Source organism: Bacillus sp. AFS059628 (genome assembly GCF_002571225.1).
Classification (GTDB): Bacteria; Bacillota; Bacilli; order Bacillales; family Bacillaceae_G; genus Bacillus_A.
In genome coordinates this window covers 38,556-62,194 of record NZ_NVEC01000066.1, presented here as the reverse complement: position 1 = coordinate 62,194, position 23,639 = coordinate 38,556, and the positions used below count along the sequence as shown (strand labels likewise).

General features: G+C 33.3%; 24 protein-coding genes and 1 pseudogene. 6 read left to right on the top strand and 19 right to left on the bottom strand.

Annotation, left to right across the window (positions count from 1 at the left end):
* Positions 1-31: 31 nt before the first annotated feature.
* Positions 32-1,933: an asparagine synthase (glutamine-hydrolyzing) gene (asnB, locus tag COL05_RS22530; protein WP_000333816.1), complete on the bottom strand. Its 1,902-nt coding sequence runs from the start codon at positions 1,931-1,933 to the stop codon at positions 32-34.
* Positions 1,934-2,150: 217 nt separating this feature from the next.
* On the opposite strand from asnB, the gene COL05_RS22525 reads away from it, so the two are divergent.
* Positions 2,151-2,612 (top strand): Hsp20/alpha crystallin family protein, encoded by a 462-nt coding sequence (locus COL05_RS22525; RefSeq protein ID WP_001288087.1) that lies wholly within the window; start codon positions 2,151-2,153, stop codon positions 2,610-2,612.
* A gap of 38 nt (positions 2,613-2,650) precedes the next feature.
* On the opposite strand, the gene COL05_RS22520 is transcribed toward COL05_RS22525, so the two are convergent.
* A complete protein-coding gene (locus tag COL05_RS22520) occupies positions 2,651-3,238 on the bottom strand; it encodes an SCO family protein (protein ID WP_098670202.1) in 588 nt (195 codons plus the stop codon).
* 335 nt (positions 3,239-3,573) lie between these two features.
* Between COL05_RS22520 and COL05_RS22515 the strand changes: the two genes are divergently transcribed.
* Complete coding sequence (locus COL05_RS22515) at positions 3,574-4,548, top strand: MBL fold metallo-hydrolase (RefSeq protein ID WP_098670201.1); 975 nt, start codon at positions 3,574-3,576, stop codon at positions 4,546-4,548.
* A 267-nt stretch (positions 4,549-4,815) separates the two neighbouring features.
* Here the strand turns inward: COL05_RS22515 and COL05_RS22510 are convergent, their stop codons facing one another.
* The 4 genes from COL05_RS22510 to COL05_RS22490 all read right to left on the bottom strand — a co-directional run bounded on the left by COL05_RS22510 (position 4,816) and on the right by COL05_RS22490 (position 7,374).
* Positions 4,816-5,658, bottom strand: coding sequence for a DegV family protein (locus tag COL05_RS22510; RefSeq protein WP_025991670.1), 843 nt, complete (start codon positions 5,656-5,658; stop codon positions 4,816-4,818).
* A 152-nt stretch (positions 5,659-5,810) separates the two neighbouring features.
* Complete coding sequence (locus COL05_RS22505) at positions 5,811-6,062, bottom strand: DUF2535 family protein (protein WP_000629012.1); 252 nt, start codon at positions 6,060-6,062, stop codon at positions 5,811-5,813.
* Between the two features lie 340 nt (positions 6,063-6,402).
* Positions 6,403-7,146: a twin-arginine translocase subunit TatC gene (tatC, locus tag COL05_RS22495; protein WP_098670200.1), complete on the bottom strand. Its 744-nt coding sequence runs from the start codon at positions 7,144-7,146 to the stop codon at positions 6,403-6,405.
* 42 nt (positions 7,147-7,188) lie between these two features.
* Complete coding sequence (locus COL05_RS22490; protein ID WP_000492443.1) at positions 7,189-7,374, bottom strand: twin-arginine translocase TatA/TatE family subunit; 186 nt, start codon at positions 7,372-7,374, stop codon at positions 7,189-7,191.
* Positions 7,375-7,587: 213 nt separating this feature from the next.
* On the opposite strand from COL05_RS22490, the gene trhA reads away from it, so the two are divergent.
* Complete coding sequence (gene trhA / locus COL05_RS22485) at positions 7,588-8,244, top strand: PAQR family membrane homeostasis protein TrhA (protein WP_000136894.1); 657 nt, start codon at positions 7,588-7,590, stop codon at positions 8,242-8,244.
* A 41-nt stretch (positions 8,245-8,285) separates the two neighbouring features.
* Here the strand turns inward: trhA and COL05_RS22480 are convergent, their stop codons facing one another.
* The 5 genes from COL05_RS22480 to COL05_RS22460 form a co-directional block, all read right to left on the bottom strand.
* The gene (locus tag COL05_RS22480) at positions 8,286-9,005 is read right to left on the bottom strand and encodes a lysophospholipid acyltransferase family protein (RefSeq protein ID WP_098670199.1); all 720 of its coding nucleotides are present in this window, start codon (positions 9,003-9,005) and stop codon (positions 8,286-8,288) included.
* Positions 9,006-9,116: 111 nt separating this feature from the next.
* Positions 9,117-9,752: an FMN-dependent NADH-azoreductase gene (locus COL05_RS22475; protein WP_098670198.1), complete on the bottom strand. Its 636-nt coding sequence runs from the start codon at positions 9,750-9,752 to the stop codon at positions 9,117-9,119.
* A 242-nt stretch (positions 9,753-9,994) separates the two neighbouring features.
* Positions 9,995-11,980: a penicillin-binding protein 3 gene (pbpC, locus tag COL05_RS22470; RefSeq protein WP_098670197.1), complete on the bottom strand. Its 1,986-nt coding sequence runs from the start codon at positions 11,978-11,980 to the stop codon at positions 9,995-9,997.
* Positions 11,981-12,135: 155 nt separating this feature from the next.
* A complete protein-coding gene (locus COL05_RS22465; RefSeq protein WP_098670196.1) occupies positions 12,136-12,624 on the bottom strand; it encodes a dihydrofolate reductase in 489 nt (162 codons plus the stop codon).
* Between the two features lie 19 nt (positions 12,625-12,643).
* Positions 12,644-13,600 (bottom strand): thymidylate synthase, encoded by a 957-nt coding sequence (locus COL05_RS22460; protein ID WP_098670195.1) that lies wholly within the window; start codon positions 13,598-13,600, stop codon positions 12,644-12,646.
* A 198-nt stretch (positions 13,601-13,798) separates the two neighbouring features.
* Between COL05_RS22460 and COL05_RS22455 the strand changes: the two genes are divergently transcribed.
* Positions 13,799-15,256 carry a serine hydrolase gene (locus COL05_RS22455; RefSeq protein ID WP_098670194.1) on the top strand — a complete coding sequence of 486 codons (1,458 nt, stop codon included), beginning with the start codon at positions 13,799-13,801 and terminating at the stop codon, positions 15,254-15,256.
* A 125-nt stretch (positions 15,257-15,381) separates the two neighbouring features.
* Here the strand turns inward: COL05_RS22455 and COL05_RS22450 are convergent, their stop codons facing one another.
* Together COL05_RS22450 and COL05_RS22445 are read right to left on the bottom strand one after the other, a co-directional pair.
* Positions 15,382-16,002: an HAD family hydrolase gene (locus tag COL05_RS22450; protein ID WP_098670193.1), complete on the bottom strand. Its 621-nt coding sequence runs from the start codon at positions 16,000-16,002 to the stop codon at positions 15,382-15,384.
* A 19-nt stretch (positions 16,003-16,021) separates the two neighbouring features.
* Entirely contained in the window at positions 16,022-16,786 is a 765-nt protein-coding gene (locus COL05_RS22445; RefSeq protein WP_098670192.1) for a DeoR/GlpR family DNA-binding transcription regulator, read from the bottom strand.
* A 434-nt stretch (positions 16,787-17,220) separates the two neighbouring features.
* On the opposite strand from COL05_RS22445, the gene COL05_RS22440 reads away from it, so the two are divergent.
* Complete coding sequence (locus tag COL05_RS22440) at positions 17,221-18,504, top strand: S41 family peptidase (RefSeq protein WP_098670191.1); 1,284 nt, start codon at positions 17,221-17,223, stop codon at positions 18,502-18,504.
* A gap of 36 nt (positions 18,505-18,540) precedes the next feature.
* Here the strand turns inward: COL05_RS22440 and COL05_RS22435 are convergent, their stop codons facing one another.
* The 6 genes and pseudogenes from COL05_RS22435 to COL05_RS22415 form a co-directional block, all read right to left on the bottom strand.
* The gene (locus COL05_RS22435) at positions 18,541-19,473 is read right to left on the bottom strand and encodes an aminoglycoside phosphotransferase family protein (RefSeq protein WP_098670190.1); all 933 of its coding nucleotides are present in this window, start codon (positions 19,471-19,473) and stop codon (positions 18,541-18,543) included.
* Between the two features lie 49 nt (positions 19,474-19,522).
* Positions 19,523-19,705: an HAD family hydrolase gene (locus COL05_RS32365; RefSeq protein ID WP_373605327.1), complete on the bottom strand. Its 183-nt coding sequence runs from the start codon at positions 19,703-19,705 to the stop codon at positions 19,523-19,525.
* Positions 19,694-20,163: pseudogene (locus tag COL05_RS22430) on the bottom strand (HAD hydrolase-like protein); the annotation flags it as partial. The gene COL05_RS32365 and the pseudogene COL05_RS22430, both read right to left, overlap by 12 nt.
* A gap of 107 nt (positions 20,164-20,270) precedes the next feature.
* Positions 20,271-20,858, bottom strand: coding sequence for a YpjP family protein (locus COL05_RS22425; RefSeq protein WP_098520439.1), 588 nt, complete (start codon positions 20,856-20,858; stop codon positions 20,271-20,273).
* Between the two features lie 282 nt (positions 20,859-21,140).
* Positions 21,141-22,340 carry an ABC transporter permease gene (locus COL05_RS22420; protein ID WP_098670189.1) on the bottom strand — a complete coding sequence of 400 codons (1,200 nt, stop codon included), beginning with the start codon at positions 22,338-22,340 and terminating at the stop codon, positions 21,141-21,143.
* Positions 22,333-23,043, bottom strand: coding sequence for an ABC transporter ATP-binding protein (locus COL05_RS22415; RefSeq protein WP_098670188.1), 711 nt, complete (start codon positions 23,041-23,043; stop codon positions 22,333-22,335). Before COL05_RS22415 ends, COL05_RS22420 begins: the two co-directional genes overlap by 8 nt.
* Before the next feature lie 153 nt (positions 23,044-23,196).
* Between COL05_RS22415 and COL05_RS22410 the strand changes: the two genes are divergently transcribed.
* Positions 23,197-23,628: a GNAT family N-acetyltransferase gene (locus tag COL05_RS22410; protein ID WP_048540878.1), complete on the top strand. Its 432-nt coding sequence runs from the start codon at positions 23,197-23,199 to the stop codon at positions 23,626-23,628.
* The last annotated feature ends 11 nt before the right edge of the window (positions 23,629-23,639 follow it).

Below are 23,639 nucleotides of genomic sequence, written 5' to 3'. Positions count from 1 at the left end.
AAGACCATATGCGATCTTAAGGTTTTTCTAATTAAACTAAGCTATACGCACGTTTCGTTTCTTCGTGAAACTTATTCGTATCGTATTTATGCTCAACATAAATTTGATGCCATACCATAAACGCAAGTACAGTCCAAATTTTACGGCTATAATCGCCTTTATCCGCACAATGTGCTTCCAGTAAGTTTAATACATACTGTTTGTCAATTAAATGCTCTGTTTTACTCTCGTTTATAATATTAATAGCCCAATCATGCATTTCGTCTTTTAACCAGTGACGAATTGGTACTGGGAATCCAAGTTTTTTACGATCTAATACGTGATCTGGAACGATTCCGCGTGCTGCTTCACGTAAAATAGCTTTCGTAGTTCCGTTAGCAATCTTAAATTCAGTTGGAATTTTAGACGCAACATCAAATACTTCTTTATCTAAGAACGGTACACGAAGTTCTAATGAGTTTGCCATTGTCATTTTATCAGCTTTTAATAAAATGTCACCGCGTAACCATGTGAACATGTCAATGTACTGCATTTTGCTTACATCATCATAATCTTTAATTTCGTTATACAATGGTTTCGTGATATCCATATAGTTAACACTTTCATTGTAATACTTCATTAATTCAGCTTTTTCTTCTTCACGGAAGATTTTCGCGTTTCCATAGTAACGCTCTTCAATTGGCGTACATCCACGCTCTAAGAAGCTCTTACCTTTAAATCCTTCTTTAAGAGCACCACTTAATGCTTTTAGAACGCTCTTACCTGGGCTAGGAATGTAAGAGAACATTTTTAGTGAATTTGGCTCACGATAAATGTTATAACCACCAAATAGCTCGTCTGCACCTTCGCCTGAAAGAACAACTGTTACATGTTTACGTGCTTCTTTTGCAACGAAGTACAATGGTACAGCTGCTGGATCTGCTAAAGGATCATCCATGTGCCAAATGATTTTTGGGAACTCATCCATAAACTCTTTCGCTGAAATGAATACGTTATGGTTTTTAACGCCTAATTTCTCAGCAGTTTCTTTCGCAACATCAACTTCACTGAAACCACGTTGCTCAAAACCAACAGAGAATGTTAAAAGATTTGGATTCATTTCTCTTGCGATAGAAGCGATGATAGATGAATCGATACCACCAGATAAGAATGAACCTACTGGTACATCACTGCGCATATGCACTTTTACTGAATCATATAACACATCACGAATTGCTTGGATATGCTCCTCTTTCGTTGCACTTGAAGCATTGAAATAAGGTTTCCAGTAGCGATGGATTTCCATCTCTTTACCGATTTCTTTTACGAAATAATGACCAGGTTCGATTTTATTAACATCAATTGTTAATGTTTCTGGCTCTGGACCATATTGGTACGTAAAGTAATGTTGTAGCGACGTTGGATTAACACCTTTATCTTCCATCACATGCATAATACTTTTCTTCTCAGACGCGAAGAATGTAGTATCACCTTGTTGTGCAATGTATAAAGGTTTAATACCGAAATGATCACGTGCACCGAAAAGTTTCTTCTCTTCACGATCCCAAATCATAAATGCAAACATACCACGTAGGTAGTCTACACATTTTTCTTTCATATGTGCGTACAATGCAATGATAACTTCTGTATCAGATTGCGTTGCAAACGTTGCACCTTTTTCAAGTAACATTTCACGTAATTCTACATAGTTGTAAATTTCACCATTAAAAATAATTACATATCGATCATTTTCATAAGTTAGCGGCTGATGTCCTGCCTCTAAGTCAATGATACTTAAACGGCGGAAGCCAAATTGTACATGTTCATCACGAAAATATCCTTCGTCATCTGGACCACGGTGGAAAATCATCGTGTTCATATTTTCAAATTGATGTTTTTCTGTTTCTGAAAACTCTCTAGGGTTTTCACATAAACATCCTACAAAACCACACATACTTCTTACCCTCTTTCAGTTTTCATTCTGTCTCTATACTACTATATCAACCCTATTTATACTAGCATAATCAACTGAATATGGCGACCAAAAACTATAAAAAAATCACTCCATTTCACATTTTTAACATTTTTTTATGAAAACATGAAAATTAGGCAATCACCTTTCTCCGCTCTTGTCATATGATATTGCAAATTGATTTCTAGGAGGGAATACCATGAGTGAAGAAAAAAAAGACTCTTCTCGCCCACCGGTTCGCAATTATTTAAAGCAAATTGATGATTTCTTTGAGCAAACACCACTTCGCAATGTAATTGCTGATTTAAATCATTTTTTCCAAAAAGGAAACCGTTTATTAACATTCCCTGTAGATTTATACGAAGTTGGCGAAGAACTCGTTGTTACAGCTGAACTACCCGGTATACAAAAAGAGCAAATTCAAATTGAAATACAAAGTGAATACTTAAAAGTCTCTGTAAAAGAAGAGATACTAGAAGAAGAAGAGCAAACATCCCATAACTATTATCGCCGAGAACGTTCCATTTCAGAAGCATCAAGATTAATTAAGTTGCCGTATTCAATTAATAAAAAAGCGGCGAAGGCTTCTTATCAAAACGGCGTATTGGAAATTCGGGCACCGAAGCTTCCACAGCAACATGACATTTTATCCATAGACTAATGTAAAAAAAGAAGGGTGCTTTAATTGCACCCTTCTTTTTAATCAGCTAATCGCTTCATATCACGTATAATGTCTTCATACGGCGTATTGCTAATACCATTATACTTTTTCATTACTTTTCCATTTTGATCAATTAAATAAAATGATGTGCCATGTATAACTTGACCATTCTCAGGTTTATCTACAAGTGATTGGAAATTATCTTTTGAAAACTTCGTAATATCCTCTAACGAATAACCTGTCAATAAATTCCAGTTACTAGTATCCTCTGTAAACTTTTGAATGAAAGCCTTCAAATTCTCCGGCTTATCAAGGTCTGGATCTACACTAAACGAGACAAACTGAACGTCTAATTTCTCTTCTTTTGCCATCTTTTGCAGTTTTGCCATATTAGCAGTCATTGGCGGACAAACAGTTTGGCAGTTTGTGAACATAAAATCTGCAACCCAAACTTTCCCTTTTAAATCTTTCGTACCAAATGGCTTTCCATCTTGATTTGTAAATTGGAATGTTTCTAAATCCCAATTTAATGGTTTACGAAGCTTTGAACCTGATCCACTACATCCAGCAAGTACAAAGAGACAAAATACAACCATAAGACCAATTATTTTTTGATAATGCTTCATTTATAAACCTCTTTTCTCTATCCTAAATTTAAATAGGTTATGTTTATCATAACAAAAGTTAACACTACGAGAAAATTGTTTACTACATTTGTTCACGAAATCGTACGAATTTACGCATGTTACTTCTTTATTTCAAGCGAATTACTAGACAAACTATATTTTTTTACTATTATTTCTCTAAGTAAAAGTTGTAAAACCCATTGTATTGTTACTTTTGTAAATACATCTCCCTATTTTTTAACAATTCATTAAACATTCATCCATGTTATACACTGTATTCCTTAACAACATTTCGGTACAATACAATTACAAAGATTTTAAATGAGGTGATGTTCATGACAAAACGTTATGAAAACATGGGTAATGTGAGCACAAAAAAATCAATTCGTTCCTTTATACGTTGGCGAAAAGAGCGAAAACAAAATAAAAAGGACTTTTCTTTTTTAGTAGAACAATCACCTGTTAAACAAAGTAAATTCCTACAAAACAACTTTGAAAAAACGACTGTAACTTGGATTGGTCATTCTACATTCCTTATTCAAACGAACGGACTAAACATATTAACAGATCCAGTATGGGCTACTAAATTAAAATTAGTTCCGAGGCTTACTGAACCTGGACTTTCTATACAAGAACTACCTAAAATTGATATTGTCCTCATTTCGCACGGTCATTATGATCATTTAGATTTTTCAACGCTTCGCCAGCTAAATGATGATGTACTATACCTTGTACCAATTGGGCTAAAAAAATTATTTACTCGCAAAAAATTTACTAACGTAGAAGAGTATAATTGGTGGGAGAACACAACGATTAATGATGTTTCCTTTCACTTCGTCCCTGCTCAGCACTGGACGAGAAGATCATTATTTGACATGAATACATCTCACTGGGGTGGGTGGATTATTAATAATGAAACAACGGAAGAAACCATTTACTTTTGTGGAGACAGTGGCTATTTTAAAGGGTTCAAAGAAATTGGCAAACGTTTTTCAATTGATATTGCCCTTATGCCAATTGGAGCATATGAACCAGAATGGTTTATGAAAATATCTCACGTTTCACCTGAAGAATCAGTGCAAGCTTATTTAGATTTAAATGCTACACACTTTATACCAATGCACTACGGAGCTTTTGCACTAGCCGATGAAACACCCCGCGAGGCAATAACAAGGCTTCGAAATGATTGGAATTTACGTATGTTACCGTGGGAACAACTGCATGTACTCTTTTTAGGTCAAACTTTCACTTATAATGGCGTAACAAATGATAAGCAAACAAATGAAAAAATTGAAACGTTACAAGTATAACATAACTACTTATTTTCTATATTCAACATATACTATAGAAAATCATAAAGTGAAACTTTAATCAGTAGGTGTTTTTTATGAATGAATATTTACAGACTCGCTATATTATTAGTGGTAGCGCCTGTATAGCCCTTCTTATTTCTTACTTTCTATTCACATAAAGTGAAACTTTAATAAGCGGGAGTTCTTCATCTCCTACTTAACCAATCGCCCGTAAATAGAGGTATAAAAAAAGCTACTTGAAATTTATTTCAAGTAGCTTTTTTATTACTCTGCTAAATACATAAATCCGATTGCACCCGGACCTGTATGAGTACTAATAATAGGCGTTGTAAAGAAAATTTCTGATTTAGCAAATCCACTTACTTTTTCTACAGCCGCTTTTACATTTTCAGCTAAAGGAATTGCTTTCGCATGTGGAATTGCCACAGCTTTTACAACTTTTCCAGCTGTATCTTCCTCAAATAACTTAGCTAACGTTTTTACAATTTGACCTTGGCTACGTACTTTCGTTACAGGGTTATAAACACCATCTTCAAGACTAGCAATTGGCTTTATATTAAGTAGCGAACCGATAAACGCTTTTCCTTTACCGATACGCCCACCCTTCACTAAGTTTTCTAATGTATCTACTACTACATATAAACGAGTATTCTTTCTTACTTCATCTACACGTTTTAAAATTTCTTCTAGTGAGCGTCCTTCATTTGCCATTTTCGCAGCTTCAACTACTTGATATGCTAAAGCATGTGTAATAAATTGCGAATCAACAACTGTTACTTTTGTGTCGGTCATTGATGCAGCACTATTTGCAGTTGCTACAGTACCACTCATTCCACTTGTCATATGAATGGAAAGTACTTCACTTCCATCTTCCCCCAACTTGTCATACATTTCTACAAATGTACCCATTGCTGGTTGTGATGTTTTTGGTAGTTCCTCTGATTTAATCATTTCTTCAATAAATTCATCTGGTTGTAGATCAACGCGATCTAAATATGTTTGTCCATTTACAGAGATTGATAATGGTAGAACATGAATGTCATACTTCTCAATTACCTCTTGTGATAAATCTGCCGTTGAATCTGTTACAATTTTAATTTTTTGCATATTATATTCTTCCCTTTCCAATACGCTCTCCTTGTTATTATACTAGTATTCCCATTGCTTTCAACAATTTGGAACGAAATTTCATCAAATTAATTATATTTTTATACCTAAAATAAAAAAGACAGAGCTCCTAACCCTGTCCACACTCTATATCATGCATTTTTTTCAAGAGTATTTGTTTTATATACATTTAAATAATCATTCCACTTCAAACAATTTTGTAAATATTCACGGAAAGAATACGAAAATCTTGGGTGTTTTTGTTTTTGAATTTTTGCAATAAATAATTGAAGACGAGACTGAATTAGAAACGACAATGGATGCTGTGCCTGTAGGACAGGGATTTCAAATATTTTAATACAATCCCCTGTTGAATGAGTGAAATAAAAACTTTTCGTAATCACAATATCAATCCTCTTTTTCATTGGATTTTTGAACTTCTTCTACTTTACGCTGTAACACGTTGTTTAAAGTGGCGACTCCCATGATACAAAAGTATCCTTAGACAATCTCTGTAGTTCTTATGGTTAGAAGATTTATACTCTATTCATCTTCACCTAATCCATCCCCCATCCTAAATTTCTAATAAGACGAGGACTCGTTATCCGTATATTGCTTAATATATTCAGTATAAACTTATAAAAGCGCAAAGTTTGTCTAAATTTTGGAGATTCTATATTTTTTTCTTCTCTATATTGTATACGTTTATAGCTATAGTATAACAAATAAATAAAAAAAGTGCCTTTATAACGAGGCACTTTTCGACTGAATTTCTTCTTCTCTTTTCTTTTTTCGCTTACTAACAATCTTTGATAAAGCAATACTAATTTCATAAATACAAATAAGCGGTACCGCAACTAAACTATGAGATAAAAAATCTGGCGGTGATATACACGACGCAATGATAATCAATGCTACGTAAGCATACCTTCTTATTTTTATTAGAAGTTCCGCCGTCAATAGTCCAATACTCGTTAAAAACATTACTACTACAGGCAATTCAAAAATTACAGCAAATGGAACTGTTAAATTAAGAACAAAATGAAAATACTTTTCTGTCGTAAACATCGTATTAAACATTTCATTACCTATCGTAGTTAAAAAATGAAATAAAAACGGCATTACAACGAAATATCCAAAGCATAAACCTGCAATAAATAATATAGACAATACCGGTATATACATTACTGTCATCTTTTGTTCATTTGGATGTAAACCTGGTTTTACAAATAACCAAATTTGTATAGCAGCAAAAGGAATTGTACAAACGATAGCAAATACTGTAGCAATCGAGAAAAAAATCCACAATACATCACTTGGACCGAGAACAGTTAATTTCATTGGTAAATCTTTTACAAGCCAAAAATAAATATCCTTCGTAAAAGTAAACCCAACAATTAAAAATAGTACAAAGGATAACACTGTATATATTACTCGTTTGCGAAGCTCAACTATATGTTCTACTACACTCATTTCCCGATCTTCCATCTCGTTCACCACACTTTATTTATCCATTACAAGGAAAATTCATTACATTTTTTCTTTCTTTTCCTTCTCTTGAAATGCATCGTCAGTCAATTCTTTCGTTGATTTTTTGAATTCTTTTAACGTTTCCCCTAAAGCCTTTCCGATTTCCGGCAATTTTTTCGGCCCAAATAAAATAAGTACAGCTACTAAAATTAAAATTAATCCTGGAAAGCCAATATTTGAAAACATTTCTCCATCCCCTTTATTAGTAGATTCCTTGTCCTACTATTGCATAATTTTATTTTGTCAAAAAAGTTTGAAAACGTCAACAAAACCATTGCTTTTTGTCAAAAAAATTCAAAAATATAATCAATTATACAAATTTCATTTTCTATTGCTCTTGTGTATGATATGGTAAGGGAAACGACATATTATTTTATAATAGTAGAAAGGATTGGCATTATGACTGAAAAAATGACACGAATGACCCAATTTGTAAAAGAAGAAATTGCAAATGCAATCACACATGGTATCGGTGCCATTTTAAGCATCCCTGCCTTAATCATATTGATTATTCATGCCTCTAAGCATGGTACTGCATCTGCTGTTGTTGCATTTACGGTTTATGGTGTAAGCATGTTCTTACTGTACTTGTTTTCAACATTGTTACATAGCATTCACCATCCAAAAGTAGAAAAATTATTTACTATATTAGATCACTCAGCCATTTATTTATTAATTGCAGGCACATATACTCCTTTTTTACTTATTACACTTCGTGGACCATTAGGCTGGACGTTACTTGCTATTATATGGACACTCGCAATCGGAGGTATCATCTTTAAAATTTTCTTTGTACGTCGCTTTATTAAGGCCTCAACGTTATGTTATATCATTATGGGATGGCTCATAATCGTTGCTATTAAACCACTTTATGAAAATCTAACTGGGCACGGTTTTTCACTACTGTTAGCGGGCGGAATTTTATATTCTGTAGGGGCTATATTCTTCCTTTGGGAAAAGTTACCTTTCAACCATGCCATTTGGCATCTTTTCGTTTTAGGTGGTAGTGCGATGATGTTTTTCTGCGTACTCTTTTATGTCTTACCAACAGCATAATAAAAAAAGGTTTCAGCTTATATAAGCTGAAACCTTTTTTATTATTTATGTAATTGTGATGCGATAACATCTTGTGTATGCTTCGTTAACTCTTTAATATCCATATTCGCATACTCTTCAGGTGTAATCGGCTTAGAAATTGTTACTGTTGCATGAGCTCGTTTCATACGGTTTCCATTCGCTTCAAACATTTTATATGTTCCATCTAATGTTACAGGTAAAATTGCTACACCAGATTTTACTGCAAGGTGAAAACTTCCAGCCTTAAACTCTCCGATTTCGCCACCTTTACTTCTCGTCCCTTCTGGGAAGATTACGATAGAATGTCCATTCTTTAATAGCTCGATTCCATCTTTAATCGCTTGAAGTGATTGACGACGATCGCTACGATCCATAAATACACAATTCATAAGTTCCATCCAAGTTGGTACAACCGGGAACTTCTTAATCTCTGCCTTTGAAACGAATCCAATTGGTTTATTTAAATAACCTAGTAAAACAGGGATATCCATATTACTCTGGTGATTACTTACAACTAGTACCGGCTTGTCTTTCGGAATATTTTCAAGTCCTTTAACTTCTACTGTTCCTCCAGCTACACGTACCATTTTCTTACCAAACCAATTTGTCGTTTTGTACACAGCATTATCTTTTTCTTTTGGCGACATCGTAATTACTTGTCTTTTAAGGCGCCACATTCTCGGTGTAATCGCAATTACAATTAAAATTAAATAAAAGATTTTAAAAAACGTTTGAATCATACAGAACCCCCACCTATTATCATTCCGACCTTCATTATACTAGACAAACGAAGGAAAAAGAAGAAAAAATGTCCAAACAGCAAGTGTTTGGACATTTTTAAGTGTTATAGATTAGAAACGTTTTGCTAATTCACGAGCATTAGCAATTGCTGCTTCTTTAATTTCTTGTGCTTTTTCAGGGTTTGCATTCATACCTTCAACTGCAATATATTCAGTTTCATTTATACCAATGAATCCTAATACTGTTTTTAAGTGATTGCGACCGAAGTCTACAGCTGCGTATGCTCCTTCAGAATAAACGCCACCTGTTGCTTGAATGTGAAGTGCTTTTTTACCTTCTAATAAGCCAACTGGACCATTTTCAGTATACTTGAATGTTTTACCTGCAATTGCTAAGTTGTCTAAGTATGCTTTTACTACTGGTGGGTAGCTAAAGTTCCACATTGGAGTTACGAATACATAACGATCTGCATGCATAAATGTTTCTAGGTTTGTGTTCATTGCGGCTACTTTTTGTTGTTGAACTTCAGTTAAAGTTTCAAAGCCTTCACCTGCTGCAAATTTACCCCAAGCAGCAAATACATCTGCATCGATTGCTGGTACTGTAGTATTGAATAAATCAATTGTTACCACTTCATCTTGTGGATGCTCATTTTTGTAAGCTTCGATAAAAGCTTCCCCTACTGCCATTCCGAAAGAACCTTCTGCTGAATTTGGATTTGCTGTAATAAATAATACTTTTGTCATTGTATTCTCTCCCTTTTACACATTTTATCTTTAATATGAGATTTATAATTCGAAAGTAAATAACTTACCTTATGTAAGTATAATACAAAAAGTTATATCTAATGTCAATAAAAAATAGCTACTTTTTTTTCGTAAGTTAATGATTTATTTTGTTTCTTTAAAATCGAGTATAAAGATATTAAAATTTTTTTCATACAAAAAGGCTATCTCTATAAATTATAGAGATAACCTTTTATTACAATTTATTTTTGAAAAACATGTTTCACTTTTTCAGCAGGAATATTACTTCCGCCTCTACCTTTTACATCTTCAATCATCATCGTAATAATCATATCTGGTGAATTTAAATCAAATGCAGCGAACCAGCCTAGTTCTTTTCCTTCAGCCTCTTTCGATACTTTTAATTCCGCTGTACCTGTTTTTCCAGCAAGAGTCATTCCATCAATTTTAGCAATTTTTCCAGTACCATCTGGATCATTAATTACTTTCGTCATAGCAGTTTTTAATATATCCTGATTGCCTTTTGAAATGACATTCTCTTTCCAAACTTTTGGTTGCTTATCTGTTTTAATAATATACGGAGAAGGTATGTTTCCATCATTAACAATTGGCGCGTACGTTAATGCTAAATGGAGCGGTGTCATTAAAACTTGTCCTTGTCCATAACCTGTGTCTGCCATTTGAATATCATTTTTAATACCATCATTGGCGATTTTAGAAGCTGGGAATCCATATTCAATTGGTAATTTCTCATCGAATCCGAATTTTTTCGCTCCATTCATAAATTTATCTTTTCCGATTTTTAAAGCTTCTTGTGCAAAATAAATATTATCCGAGTATTTCATTGCTTTATCAAAATCAATCGGATTTGCATCTTTTACACGCGTTACATAATAATTACCCCAAGAAGAATCTTTTGTCCATTTTAATCCTTCAATCTTCAATTCTTCTTTTGGATCGATTGTTTTCGTTTCAAGACCGATTGCAGCTGTAATCGGCTTAAATACAGATCCTGGAACTGATAATTGTGTAAATCGATTCGTCATCGGTTTTTTCGGATCGTTATTCCATGCATCGCGTTGTGCTTTTGATGTCCCTCTTGCAATTATGTTAGGATCATATGCTGGGCTACTTACAAGTGCAAGTGTTTCTCCGCTTTTCGGATTAATTGCCGCACTTGAACCAGCCTCACCTTTCATTTCATTATAAGTTTTTTCTTGAACAGCACTATCAATCGTTAAAGTTACATTTTCCCCATCAACAGCATCTGTTTTTGCTAAATTTTTAATTTCTTTCCCTTGTGCATCTTCTACAAAGACACGGCCACCTTTTTTACCACGTAGCTTTTCTTCCAGTACTTGCTCTAAACCAGCTTTACCTACTGGATCATCTGCTTGATAGCCTTTCTTTTGTAGCGTTTTTAAATCTTCAGCATTCACTTTTCCTATATAACCAGTAAGATGTGCTGCTGCTTCCCCTAACGGATATGTACGAACATTTACCGGTTTTGTTGAAACACCTGCTAAATCAATGTACGTATTTTGTGTTGCCCCTTCAGGCAAAATTCCAATTGGTACGAGATACCCTGGTTTTACCCATTTAGCAGCTAGTTTTTGATCAATTTCTTCTACAGACATATTTAATAACTTCGCTACTGTCTCTTTCGTTTGCGGAGCAGTATCGTCTAATTTTTCTGGAACTATTCCAATTTCAGAAGCTTTCCCATTCGTTGCAAGACCTTTTCCATTACGATCGTATATTTCACCACGTTTTGGCTCTGTCGTTTGCATACGCACTTTACTATCTTTTGTCATACCTGGGAATATAAAATCAGGAGTCCAATCTATTTTCCAAGATTCTTTATCTCCATCTTTTTCTTTCACCATTTTTGCTTCATGGGCAAAATTGATTTTACCACCAACTGTATCCATGCTTACTTTAAAAGGAACAGGACCTTCATCTTTTTTATCTTCTTTTACTTCTCCTGCTTCTACTTTTAAGTCTTTCACTTCAATGCCAGAATAAATTTTTTCATATTTCTCAGTGAATTCTTTCTTTGAAATATCTTTTTTTGCCTTTTCTGATAATTGATCATACATTTCTGCAAATTTTTGTTTATTCCATGCTTTTGCATATGTATCAAATGCTTGTTGTGGTTTTTCTTCTTTACCACATCCGACTAACATGAATGTTAAGCAAAGAAAAAGAATCCCCCATATCTTTCTCAATCGATTCTCCTCCTCTTTCTATACAAATACTTTAGAAAATATTAGCATTTTTACATGCTCCCTTTCATTATAGCACTATCGAATCTCATCTATAAACCTATATTGATGGATACAAATAAAAAGATTGATGCGAATATTCACATCAACCTCTATTATTATTGTTGCTTTTCATATACATGATAATAGTACGTATACGGATTTTTTTCATCCGTTAATCCTTTTTCAACAAAAGTTTCTTTCCAATTTGTCATATCTATTTCTGGGAAGAATGTATCTCCTTCAAATGCATGATGGATTTTTGTTATATATAACTTGTCTACGTAAGGTAAAAAGAGATCATAAATTTGTGCTCCGCCAAAAATAAAAATCTCTTCTTCATTTTTGCATAGCTCAAACACTTCTTCTACAGAATGTGCTACTTCACAGCCTTCAACATGATACCCTTCATTACGAGTTACAATGATATTACGTCTTCCAGGCAGTGGTCTACCAATCGCTTCATAGTTTTTTCTTCCCATAATAAGCGAATGTCCCATCGTTGTTTTCTTTACATATTGTAATTCACTCGGTAAACGCCAAGGCAAATTATTATCTTTACCAATTACTCTATTCTCGTCCATTGCGACCATAAATGAAACTATCATCTTTTCATCTCCTCTACAATTACACTGCAACCGGTGCTTTAATTGCTGGGTGTGGATCATATCCTTCAATCGTTAAATCTTCCATTTCAAAATCAAACACAGATTTTACATCTGGATTTAATGTAAGTTTTGGGAATGGACGTGGTTCACGTGCCAATTGCTTTTCTACTTGCTCAAAATGATTCGTATAAATGTGTGCATCTCCAATTGTATGAACAAATTCTCCCACTTCAAGACCACATTCATGCGCAATTAAATGTGTTAGTAGTGAGTAACTCGCAATGTTAAATGGAATTCCAAGGAATATGTCACCACTTCTTTGATATAGCTGACAAGAAAGTTTACCGTCTGCTACATAAAACTGGAATAACGTATGACACGGTGGTAATGCCATACTTGGTACATCTTCAGGATTCCAAGCAGATACAATTAGACGACGTGAGTCTGGTGTTTTTTTAATCATTTCAATTACATCTTTTAATTGGTCAAGCGTCTCACCAGCTGTCGTTTTCCAGGCACGCCACTGCTTACCGTATACGTCTCCTAAATAACCATATTTATTTGAGAAATCATCATCTTCTAAAACGTTCTTTTTAAACAATTCCATTTGCTCATCGTACTGAACTTTAAATTCCTCATCTTGTTGTGAGCGAAGACCGAAATCAGTCATGTCAGGACCCGTATACTCGTCACCTTCTACCCAACTCTTAAATGCCCATTCATTCCAAATGTTATTATTATGCTGCAATAAATAACGAATATTTGTATCACCTTTCATAAACCAAAGTAGCTCACTTGCTACAAGGCGAAACGGCACTCTCTTTGTCGTTAATAAAGGAAAACCTTTACTTAAATCAAAACGCATTTGATATCCAAATACAGACACAGTGCCTGTCCCTGTACGATCTTCTTTCTTCGTACCATGCTCCATTACATGGCGGCATAAATTTAAGTATTCATTTTCAGCATGTTTCATATGTAGTAAAACCTTCTTTCAATCTTATATGCAATTTATCATAACATGAAAAACAGTAAATTTAATAATCTTGATTAATAAAATTTATTTCAGTAATTCTTACAAAATTATTAACTTTCCACATTTATAAAGGTTTTTATTTTCTATTACCGAAAGTATAGTGCGGTAGAACAAAATTTATATTTGGAGGTTAGAAGTATGTCTAAAATTGAAACGCCTGTTATGACTTCTTTACAAACAACGGTTGAAAAAATGATGAAGGATTTAAACGTTCCTGGCGCTGCTGTAGCTGTTATAAAAGACGGTGAAGTTATTATTTCAGAAGGTTTCGGCTATCGTAATATAGAGACTAAAGAGCCTGTTACACCGAATACTCGGTTCGCAATTGGTTCCTCAACGAAAGCTTTTGGCACACTTTCATTAAGTTTGTTAGCACAGCAAAAAAAGTTTAATTGGGATAATCCTGTCCAGTCTTATATACCTAACTTCTCTTTATCTGATCTACTTGCTAGTTCACAAGTTACCGGGCGAGATTTAGCTTCTCATCGAACCGGTGTAAGCCGCCATGAAGCTCTTTGGTATAGCTCTTCCTTATCTCGAAAAGATCTTGTTGAAAAAATAAAACATTTACCGCTTGATGCACCGTTTCGAACTTCCTTTCTATATAACAACTTAATGTATGCAACAATTAGTTATATTGTAGAAAACATTACAAATCAAACGTGGGAGCAATACGCTACAGAACATATTTTAGAACCTTTAAATATGGATCAAACAAACTTCTCTGTTACAGATTCACAAAATACAGATGATTATGCTTTACCTTACATTGAAATTGAAGGTGAAATAAAAGAAGTTCCATTCCGTAACATTGATACAGTTGGCGCTGCTGGGTGCATTAATTCTACAATTAAAGATATGGCAAATTGGGTCCTTCTTCACTTAAACAAAGGGAAATTTGGAGATCATGAAGTAATCTCCTCTGAATTATTACAACAAATGTATACACCACATAATTCCATTCCAGATCAACCAGTTTTATCACTTCCTGAATCTCCATTGAATAGTTACGGCCTTGGTTGGTTTATTAGCGCTTATCGTGGTAATAAGGTAATTCATCATGGCGGTAATATTGATGGGTTTTCAGCACTTGTTTCATTCATACCAACAGAAAACATAGGCCTTGTCATTTTAACAAATGCTGGAGGCACACTACTTCCTACTTATCTCGCTAATCAAATTTATGACGAACTACTTGAATTAGAATGCATTGATTGGCATAAACGTGCTGTAGAAGATACTGAAAAAATGAAGGAAATGATGAAAGAAGCAACCGAATCCATTCCTGAACAAACGAAAGGGACTACACCTTCTCACAAGTTAGACGATTATACTGGTACTTTCGAACATCCTGCATACGGAACATTACAAGTATACAAACGAGATAATTCGTTATATGTACAATTTATGGAGATGGACATTCAATTAGCGCATCATCATTACGACATCTTCTCTGCAAAAGTTGATTTATTCCAAATGAAAATGAGTTTATTATTCGCTTATGAAATGAATGTGAGTGGTGAATTTCCATCCCTTCAGTTACATGTACCAGCTATGTTAAGTACGCAGCCACTTGTATTTACGAAAATTAAATAAATATTTTAACACTGATAATTTCCAGGTTAGTCATGAATATTTCAAATAAAAAAGTCGATTTCCTAACGTACAGGAAATCGACTTTTTTATGAATAACTTCATGTCTTTATTAAGCTCGGTCTTCTTTAAATTAAATTCAAAATATCTTTTGGTTTATTTAATACATAATCAGCTTTTTCAAAACCTTCCCTAGTCTTTGATCCCCATAAAGCAAGTGCAAATTTAACACCAGCACTTTTTGCACATTGCATGTCGTATATAGAGTCCCCAATGTAAATTGCCTCATCATTAGAAACATCTAACTGTCGTAAACAAGCTAATAATGGCTCAGGGTGTGGTTTATGTTTATCAGTATCACATGCACAAATTATATATTCATAGTAACCACTCAAATCAAATGGCTCGAACTCTTCTATTAATTCTTGCTTAGTCTTTGATGTAACAATACCCATCTTTAATTTACTAAGAGATAATTCTTTAATTACCTCTTCTAATTCATCAAATACGGAAACTTCATGAGAAAAATCTAGTACAGCTTTGGACCATTTAGAATGAACAACTTCGATATTTGGTACGTTTAATTTTTTTAATGTTTCTTTCCCTGGAATCCCTAATGCAAATCTTAAATCTTGTAACGCATAATCCTTCTTCAATTCTTCTTTTAAAATTTTTTGTAACGATTTTAGTATCACTTTTTCTGTATCTAAAATTGTACCATCCACATCAAAGATAAGAGATGTAATCAAAATAAAACCTCCCCATTTTTCACTCTTTATTTGCAATTACAATTTCAACACCGTTTTCCTTCAAAGTACCATATAAATCATTAGGCATCACTTGGTTTGTAACGAATGTATCAATAAATTCAAACGTTAAAGCCTTATAATTCTGTCGCTGGTTAAATTTAGTATGATCTGCTACTAAAATAATTTGATCAGCATGTTTTATTAATTCACGCTTGAAATAAATATCTTCTTCAAAACCATAATATATTCCGTCTTCCGTAATACCAGCAGTTCCAATAAACACCTTATCAAAGTGATAATCTTTGATTTTTTCTGTGGTATAGCTCCCCGTCGTATGTCGAGAATCTTTGTTCAAAGTCCCTCCCAAAACATGAATAGTTGCATCTTCAGATTGAGCTAACATATAAGCACTATCAATTGAATTCGTCACAATAGTTACATTCTTTGATCGTAGATGTTGAGCTACAAAGTTGACTGTAGTTGAAACATCTAAATAAATCATGTCATTGTTTGCTATCATATTTGCAGCTTTCATTCCAATCAATTTTTTCATTTCTAATTCAGTCTGTGAACGTTCTTGATAATTATCAATTTTTTTATGAAATGTGGCTAAAGCCACTCCACCATAGGTTCTAACTATTGCATTATTTTTTGAAAGTTTTACTATATCTCTTCTTGCAGTATCTCGTGAGATATGAAACATTTCACACATTTGTTTTATATTCATCGTTTTATTTATTTCTAAATAATTAAGGGATCGTATCAATCGTTCTTCTTGATTCATAAGTAACCTCCTTAAGTAATATTTTAAGTTAAATTAAGCTTATATACAAGTTACTTTAAGTTATATAAGTATAAAACCCTTATAATTTAAGTTGAATTAAGTAAACTCAATGAAACTTTATTGTTAATTCCTTTATAATTCCAAACGATTTTATGAGTAATTTAAAAGTTTATCGTTTGAAGCATTTAGCTTTATATACATACGTAAATATATTTAAGCTTTCTTTTTTGAATAGAAAAAAATGTCCATGTATTTTATTTTTTACTCATTGTTCATAAAAGATGAACTGACACATATCAAGTAGACCGAGAAAATAATTTTTACAGAGCGACGATACACTTCTCTCTATATTCAATTCCATCCAAATAAAGGTTAATACCTAAAGGATACAGAATTCTATAATTTAACTAATTAAATTATCTGGAGGAAAAGCAATGTACACAGAAATTTTCAAAGAAGTTGTTTCGATTACTCATCATGATTATTCAGGCTGTATAGATAAGAAAGGATGGGACGATCCTATTACTTATTTACAAACAATCGAGAAATTAGAGAAACAAGGAGAACTGACACCGGTTCATTTCACTGAAATTGTAAGTGATTACTTACTAGATTTTAAAGATAATCATATGTTCTTCAAAATGCACTCTAACAATCCACCTCTTAACAGTGTTGGTTTCCAAGTGAAAAGATACGGAGATTGCCTATATATTACATCCACTTCACAAGAAATAAGAGTAAAAAAAGGACAGTCTATACTAGCATTAGATTATATGAAAATTCCTGAGCTATTAATAAAATATAAAAAGTATTTAAACGAAACTTCATATGAACGAGAAAAATGGAATTATGTTTTATTAAAATCGTCAAATTGTACACTTATAAATGAAAATGGGGTAACCGAGACCATTACTTTACAAAAATATAAACAAAACGAATACACGCCTATTTATTCAATTAAACAGCATAATGAAGATACACTCTTAATTACTTTGACGGATTTCGCAAATACTGAAGCTATTAATAAATTATTAGACTCACATAAAGATGAGCTTAATACTTTTCCGAATTTAATAATAGATGTGCGATTGAATCGTGGCGGGAGTGATGATGCATTTTTCAAATTACTTCCTTACTTATTCGAAGACAAAGAGATTTCCCTTTTAGATTCTTCAGATACAATGCAATTAAATCATACAAAACGAAACTTTCATTTGCGTATGAAAGACATCGAAAGGGAAGATTATGATTCTTTAGACGAACTTTCCAAATTATTCACAGATATATTTGTTCAAGATTTAAAAAAGAATTATAAAAAAGGATTCGTTACATTTGATACTTCTGGGTTACCAAAAGAACTTCAATCATTAAAAATACACGGAAGAAAATCACCTAGTAGAGTAGTTATATTAACAGATGTCACATGCGGAAGTTCTGGTGATTCTTTTGTAGAAGTTTCCAAAAAATCATTGAAAGTAAAAGTAATAGGTCGTCCAACTGCTGGTTTAAATGATTATTCCAATTTAGCCGTAATGGAATGGGTAGATACATTCGCCCTTTACTACCCTACTTCACGACTTTCTACTATAGATAAAGGTGAAGGAATGTCCGGCATTGGCATACAACCGCATATACATATCCCGTGGACTCCGGAACATATACAAGAAGATGTAGATTTAAAGTTAGCATTACAACTACTTCAAAACGAAGAATGGTAAAAAAATAAAGGTAGATGTGAATCACACCTACCTTTTTTATTTCATCTTAATCTTTTCTGGTTGAAACCAAATTGGCTTTAATAGCTCAAAGTTTTTATGATCCTCTAATACGATAGTAAGGCGTTCTAACGTATCATCTAACATGTGTGGTGCTGCTCGTAATGTCCATACAACTGAAGAGAAAACTGTCATGCCAACGTACACCGCATATAATTTCCAAAACTCCTCTGGTATTCGCCCATTAAAGTATCCTTCTATTTGTCCGATTGAATACGGAATACTAATGCCCCTTGCAAATAGTGCAATTTTCACGAAATCATGAAGCGGATCGCCCCAGTCGTAGCCATTAAAATCAACAACACCTACATATTTCCCATCACGTACAATTATATTTTCTAAATGAAAATCATCGTGTTGAAATCGATTTGGGCGATTCTTCAAATATATTTCATTTTCATCTATAAATTTAATGATTTTATCATCATTTTTTACTTTTATTCCACATGTTTTATATGCCTCTACATATTTCCAATGTTTTTTCATTGCTCTTTCATACCATGGAGGAATATCCTCAGGAGCTTCATATGTATGCATTTTTGCTAAATCTTTTCCTGCCTCTATGCCAATTTCATATTGTTCTTTTGGTGAATACGTAGGTAATAGCTTCCTCGCATCTTCTCCTTCTATATATGAAAAAATACCATAACATAAACCTTCTTCTGCTAATAAACCCATTTCAATTGGTTTTTGAGCTTGTACACTACGTTTTTGCATTTCATTTAAAATTTGAAACTCTATTTTCTTTCTTTCATACTCTTTTATATCGCCTGTCCGTAATAAATATTTTTCATTATTCGCTTTCGTAATGATATATTTCTTATCCGGTGAGAAACCTTTAGAAATTTCTTCAATATTAACTGCATCTTTTACTATTTGTATATTGTTTTGCCATGTTGTAATTGTTTTCATGTATATTCCCCCTTACATTTCTACATTTGGTGTATACGCTATCCAAAATTCAATATGATGAATACGCCCCTTGTACTACTTGCACAATTTCCATCGGTGTATTGACCATATAATCTGGTGCATCTTTTTTCACTGTTTCAATAACATCATATCCCCAAGATACCCATATTACATTCACCCCAGCCTTTTTACACGCTGCTACGTCTCGCTGTTCGTCACCGACGTATAACATATCTTTCTCAGTTATTTTTTCGATTTTAAAAATCTTTTTATAATTTTATCTTTACCGAACAAATTTTTAGAACAATATACTTCTTGTATATTTTCTATATCATTATTGTGTAAAAATGCCCGAATATGCTCTTCTGAGTTCGATAATATGACTGCAATTTCGTAGCCTTTTTTATGTAACTCATCTAATACATCCTTCATCCCATGGAACAAAATAAGATCTTTTATGGCAGGTTGATACAATTTATAAAACTCTAGTGCTAATATCGGTAGTTTATACAATGGTATATGGAGTTGTTTACATCTCTCTGGTATCGTTAATTTACGTAAATACTCAATTTCTTCTTCCTTTACCGTTTTATATCCGTGCTTTTTAGCAATTTGATTATAAATTGGTACAAATATATTTTGTGAATCTACTAATGTGCCATCAAAGTCAAACACAATATATTTTTGCATGCCCATACTCCCTTTTCTTCTTTTTTCTAAACCTATCTTATTCAACACCTTAGTTGTCTTACCCTTCTATACACATAAAAAAAGAACAAGATTTTCTCTTGTTCTTTTTAAGAAAGCCACTTTGGTGGTACATTCGTATTCCAATAAATATTCCCTAACTCATAGTGTCCAGAGTAACCATCATCAAAACGGTGATAGTGGAAATTAAAATAGTAACCATCTTGCGGTGGATGATCTCTCCTTACATGAAATCGCAATAAGTCATTTCCTGATTTCGTGTCATAAACGTGAAAGATTTTTTCATTATTCCCACCAGCTGGTTTTTGGGAAATCGCTAATGATTGTAGTGAATCTTCTGGTACATCATTGGCAAGCTCAGCAATTGCCTCTTCAATTTTCGGTAATATTACATCTTTAAATTCATCTTCAATTACTGGACCAATTTTAGTCCCAAACTTTTGCATCGACTGCTTCTCTGCTTCTTGCATTGCATACGTAATAAAAGTATCGGTGGTTAACCTGTCATTCGTTTCTTCATATGTATAGGACGTACTCTCCAAATTTTGTTGCCCAGCTGTGCTCGTAGGCTTGTCCGCAGCTTTGGCATTATCAAGCAATATGGAAGGAGGCGTCACTAAACCAAATGTAAATACGGTAATTAAGGCGACTAAGGTTTTTCTAAACCAATTTGGCATGTATGTTCCCTCCCCTTTCACTCATTATATTTTATATAACAGTTGTTTCTTCTATTATACAAAATGATTTTAATTTTTGCACTTTACAATTTTGTTAACGTTCACATATTTTTCACTTGAATATGAAATTGTAAGATTTCATACAATAAAATACAACAACAATGAGGAGGCGATCATATGTCTTTAGATGTCATGTATTCCGCCGCAAGCATACTCGTTTTAGCATATTTTCTTTATCAATGTGTGACAGATTAGAAAAAGAGCCATTTTCCGGCTCTTTTTTTATGGTAAAAATACAACCCAACCAATCCATACTATAAAAATAATCCCGGCAATTGCAGCTGGTACTAAATAAAAATGAGAAAGGATAACCAACCCATATAAAAGGATTACTGGAAGTAATAAATATCGATCTGCCTTCCATCTTAACAATAGTAATTTTCCTTCATCACAATATAAATGAAGAAACATTTTTTTCGTAAATTCATTCCAATAGTCGCGCGCATAACGGGAAATTCCAACTAAAGCAAATGCAAGAATGATAGCGGCAATCCACTTCGGACTCATAATAATACTTACAGTACTTATACATACAATTTGAATATAAAATATTCGTGCACTACTTGTACGGAAAAATTCCTTTAAAAAGGATTCAACAATACGAGAATCCTTTTTCTTCCCTAAAAACTTTTTAGAACGTGGAAACATCCACGCCTTTTTATTCGAACTACTCGGTTTAGCCGTATGACCACCAACTTGCATAATCCCACTCGTCCAGCGCATACTTTCTTCTTTTTCTTTCTCAACTTCTTTAAAAAAGCAATTTTTATAATTTAATTTCTCTTTTATCAATACAATAATTAGAAAAACTGCTAGACCGATACTTAGTATAGAATAAAATGGATTTTTATAAATAAGAAACAAACTCAATCCGAAAAAGGATAGACTTATAGAAAATATTACATTTTTTATAATCCATAGTAGCCATCGTTTTCCCACACGTACATGAATAAATCTCGTTAATAACGACAACAGAAATCGAAATACAGTAAAGAATAGCCAAAATAATACGACTTGTATCTTCGTCACTCCAATACTTTTCATCAATACTGGTAACATCGCAACAACTACTACTACATTCGTTATTGCTATTCGAATAAACGTATATGTCATGCCATACTGGATTAATTTTTGCATGTGAGCGGGATACGAAATTAAAAATAAACTATCCGCTTGCTCAAAAAATGAGCGAACTCCTCTTCCATATGTCATCACATAAAATGCGAGTAGACCTAATCCGAAATAAATAGTCTCTCCCATCGATAATTCTTCCGTCCATAGTGAACGATAATAAATCCCCATAAATATAAATGCTGGAATAATAATATATAACGCAACTGTCCAATCCGTTATAGAACGTAGGGACTTCCATTTGCGGCCCAGTTCATGGCGCAATCTTTTATAAAATTGTTGTTTAATCATGTTGTTCACGCCTTACAATTACATCAAAACAGTCTAATAATGAACTCCCTGGCATTTCTGCTAACATTTGGATTGCTTCTAAATGTCCATCTGCAACTAATGTACCTTGTGAAATGAGTAAAAATCTCTCACAAATTCTTTCAGCTGTGTCTAATACGTGCGTACAAAGTAATATACCCGCGCCACGTTCTTTTTCTTTATATAAATAACTTAAAAATTCTTTCGTAGCTACTGGATCTAAACCGATAAAAGGTTCATCAATGATATAAAAATCTGGTTCAGTTAAAAACGCCAAAATGAGCATCGATTTTTGTTTCATCCCTTTTGAAAATTTTGATAAATACTCATGTTTATGCTTATCCATTCGAAACATATGTAATAACTCTTCCGCTTTCCTTTCCCAGCTCCCTACTTCGTTCCCTCGAGCAGCCATTAATAATTCAATATGTTCCCAGAGCGTCAAATAATCATAATAAGTTGGATGTTCGGGCACGTATGCATACGGATTTTTCTTTTCACCAAATGATATTTCACCATTCACATTTACAAGTAACCCAAGCATCGTTTTAATCGTTGTACTTTTCCCGGCACCATTTGCGCCAATAAGAGCAACTAATTCGCCTTGCTCAATCGAAAAGGCAATATCATGAATTGTTTTTTCACCTATTTCATATCCAGCAGAACGGATATTTACTTCTAACATACATTCCCCTTCTTTCCATTTCCAATACAAACTAGGAAAAGAATAACATATAACTATCTATATATCATTATAAAATATTTATTTTCATAGCAGGAATAAATATTTTTTAACAGAATACTTAATGTTTGATTACATTTAATTGGAGTGGATAATATGTCTTTTCAAATTCGTGAAGCTACGATAGACGATATAGATGCACTTTGCTCTTTAACAACAGAACTAAAAGGTTCCTCTATTTCGTATGAAGATATGAACAATCGATTACAATTCGTACAAATGAGTCCTTTTGATTTTCTATATGTTTATGAAGAAGAGGACACTATATTTGGATTACTTGGGTTTCGTATACGTGAAAATTTAGAAGATGTAACTCGGTACGGGGAAATTTCAATTATTAGCGTTGATTCTACAATACGACGGAAAGGCATTGGGCAAGTATTAATGGATTACGCAGAGCAATTAGCAAAGAAACATAATTGTATCGGCACATGGCTAGTTAGTGGAACAAAAAGATTGGAAGCACATCCTTTTTACAAAAAATTAGGATATGAAGTGAATGGATATCGATTTGTGAAACACTTTTAAACTACTTATAA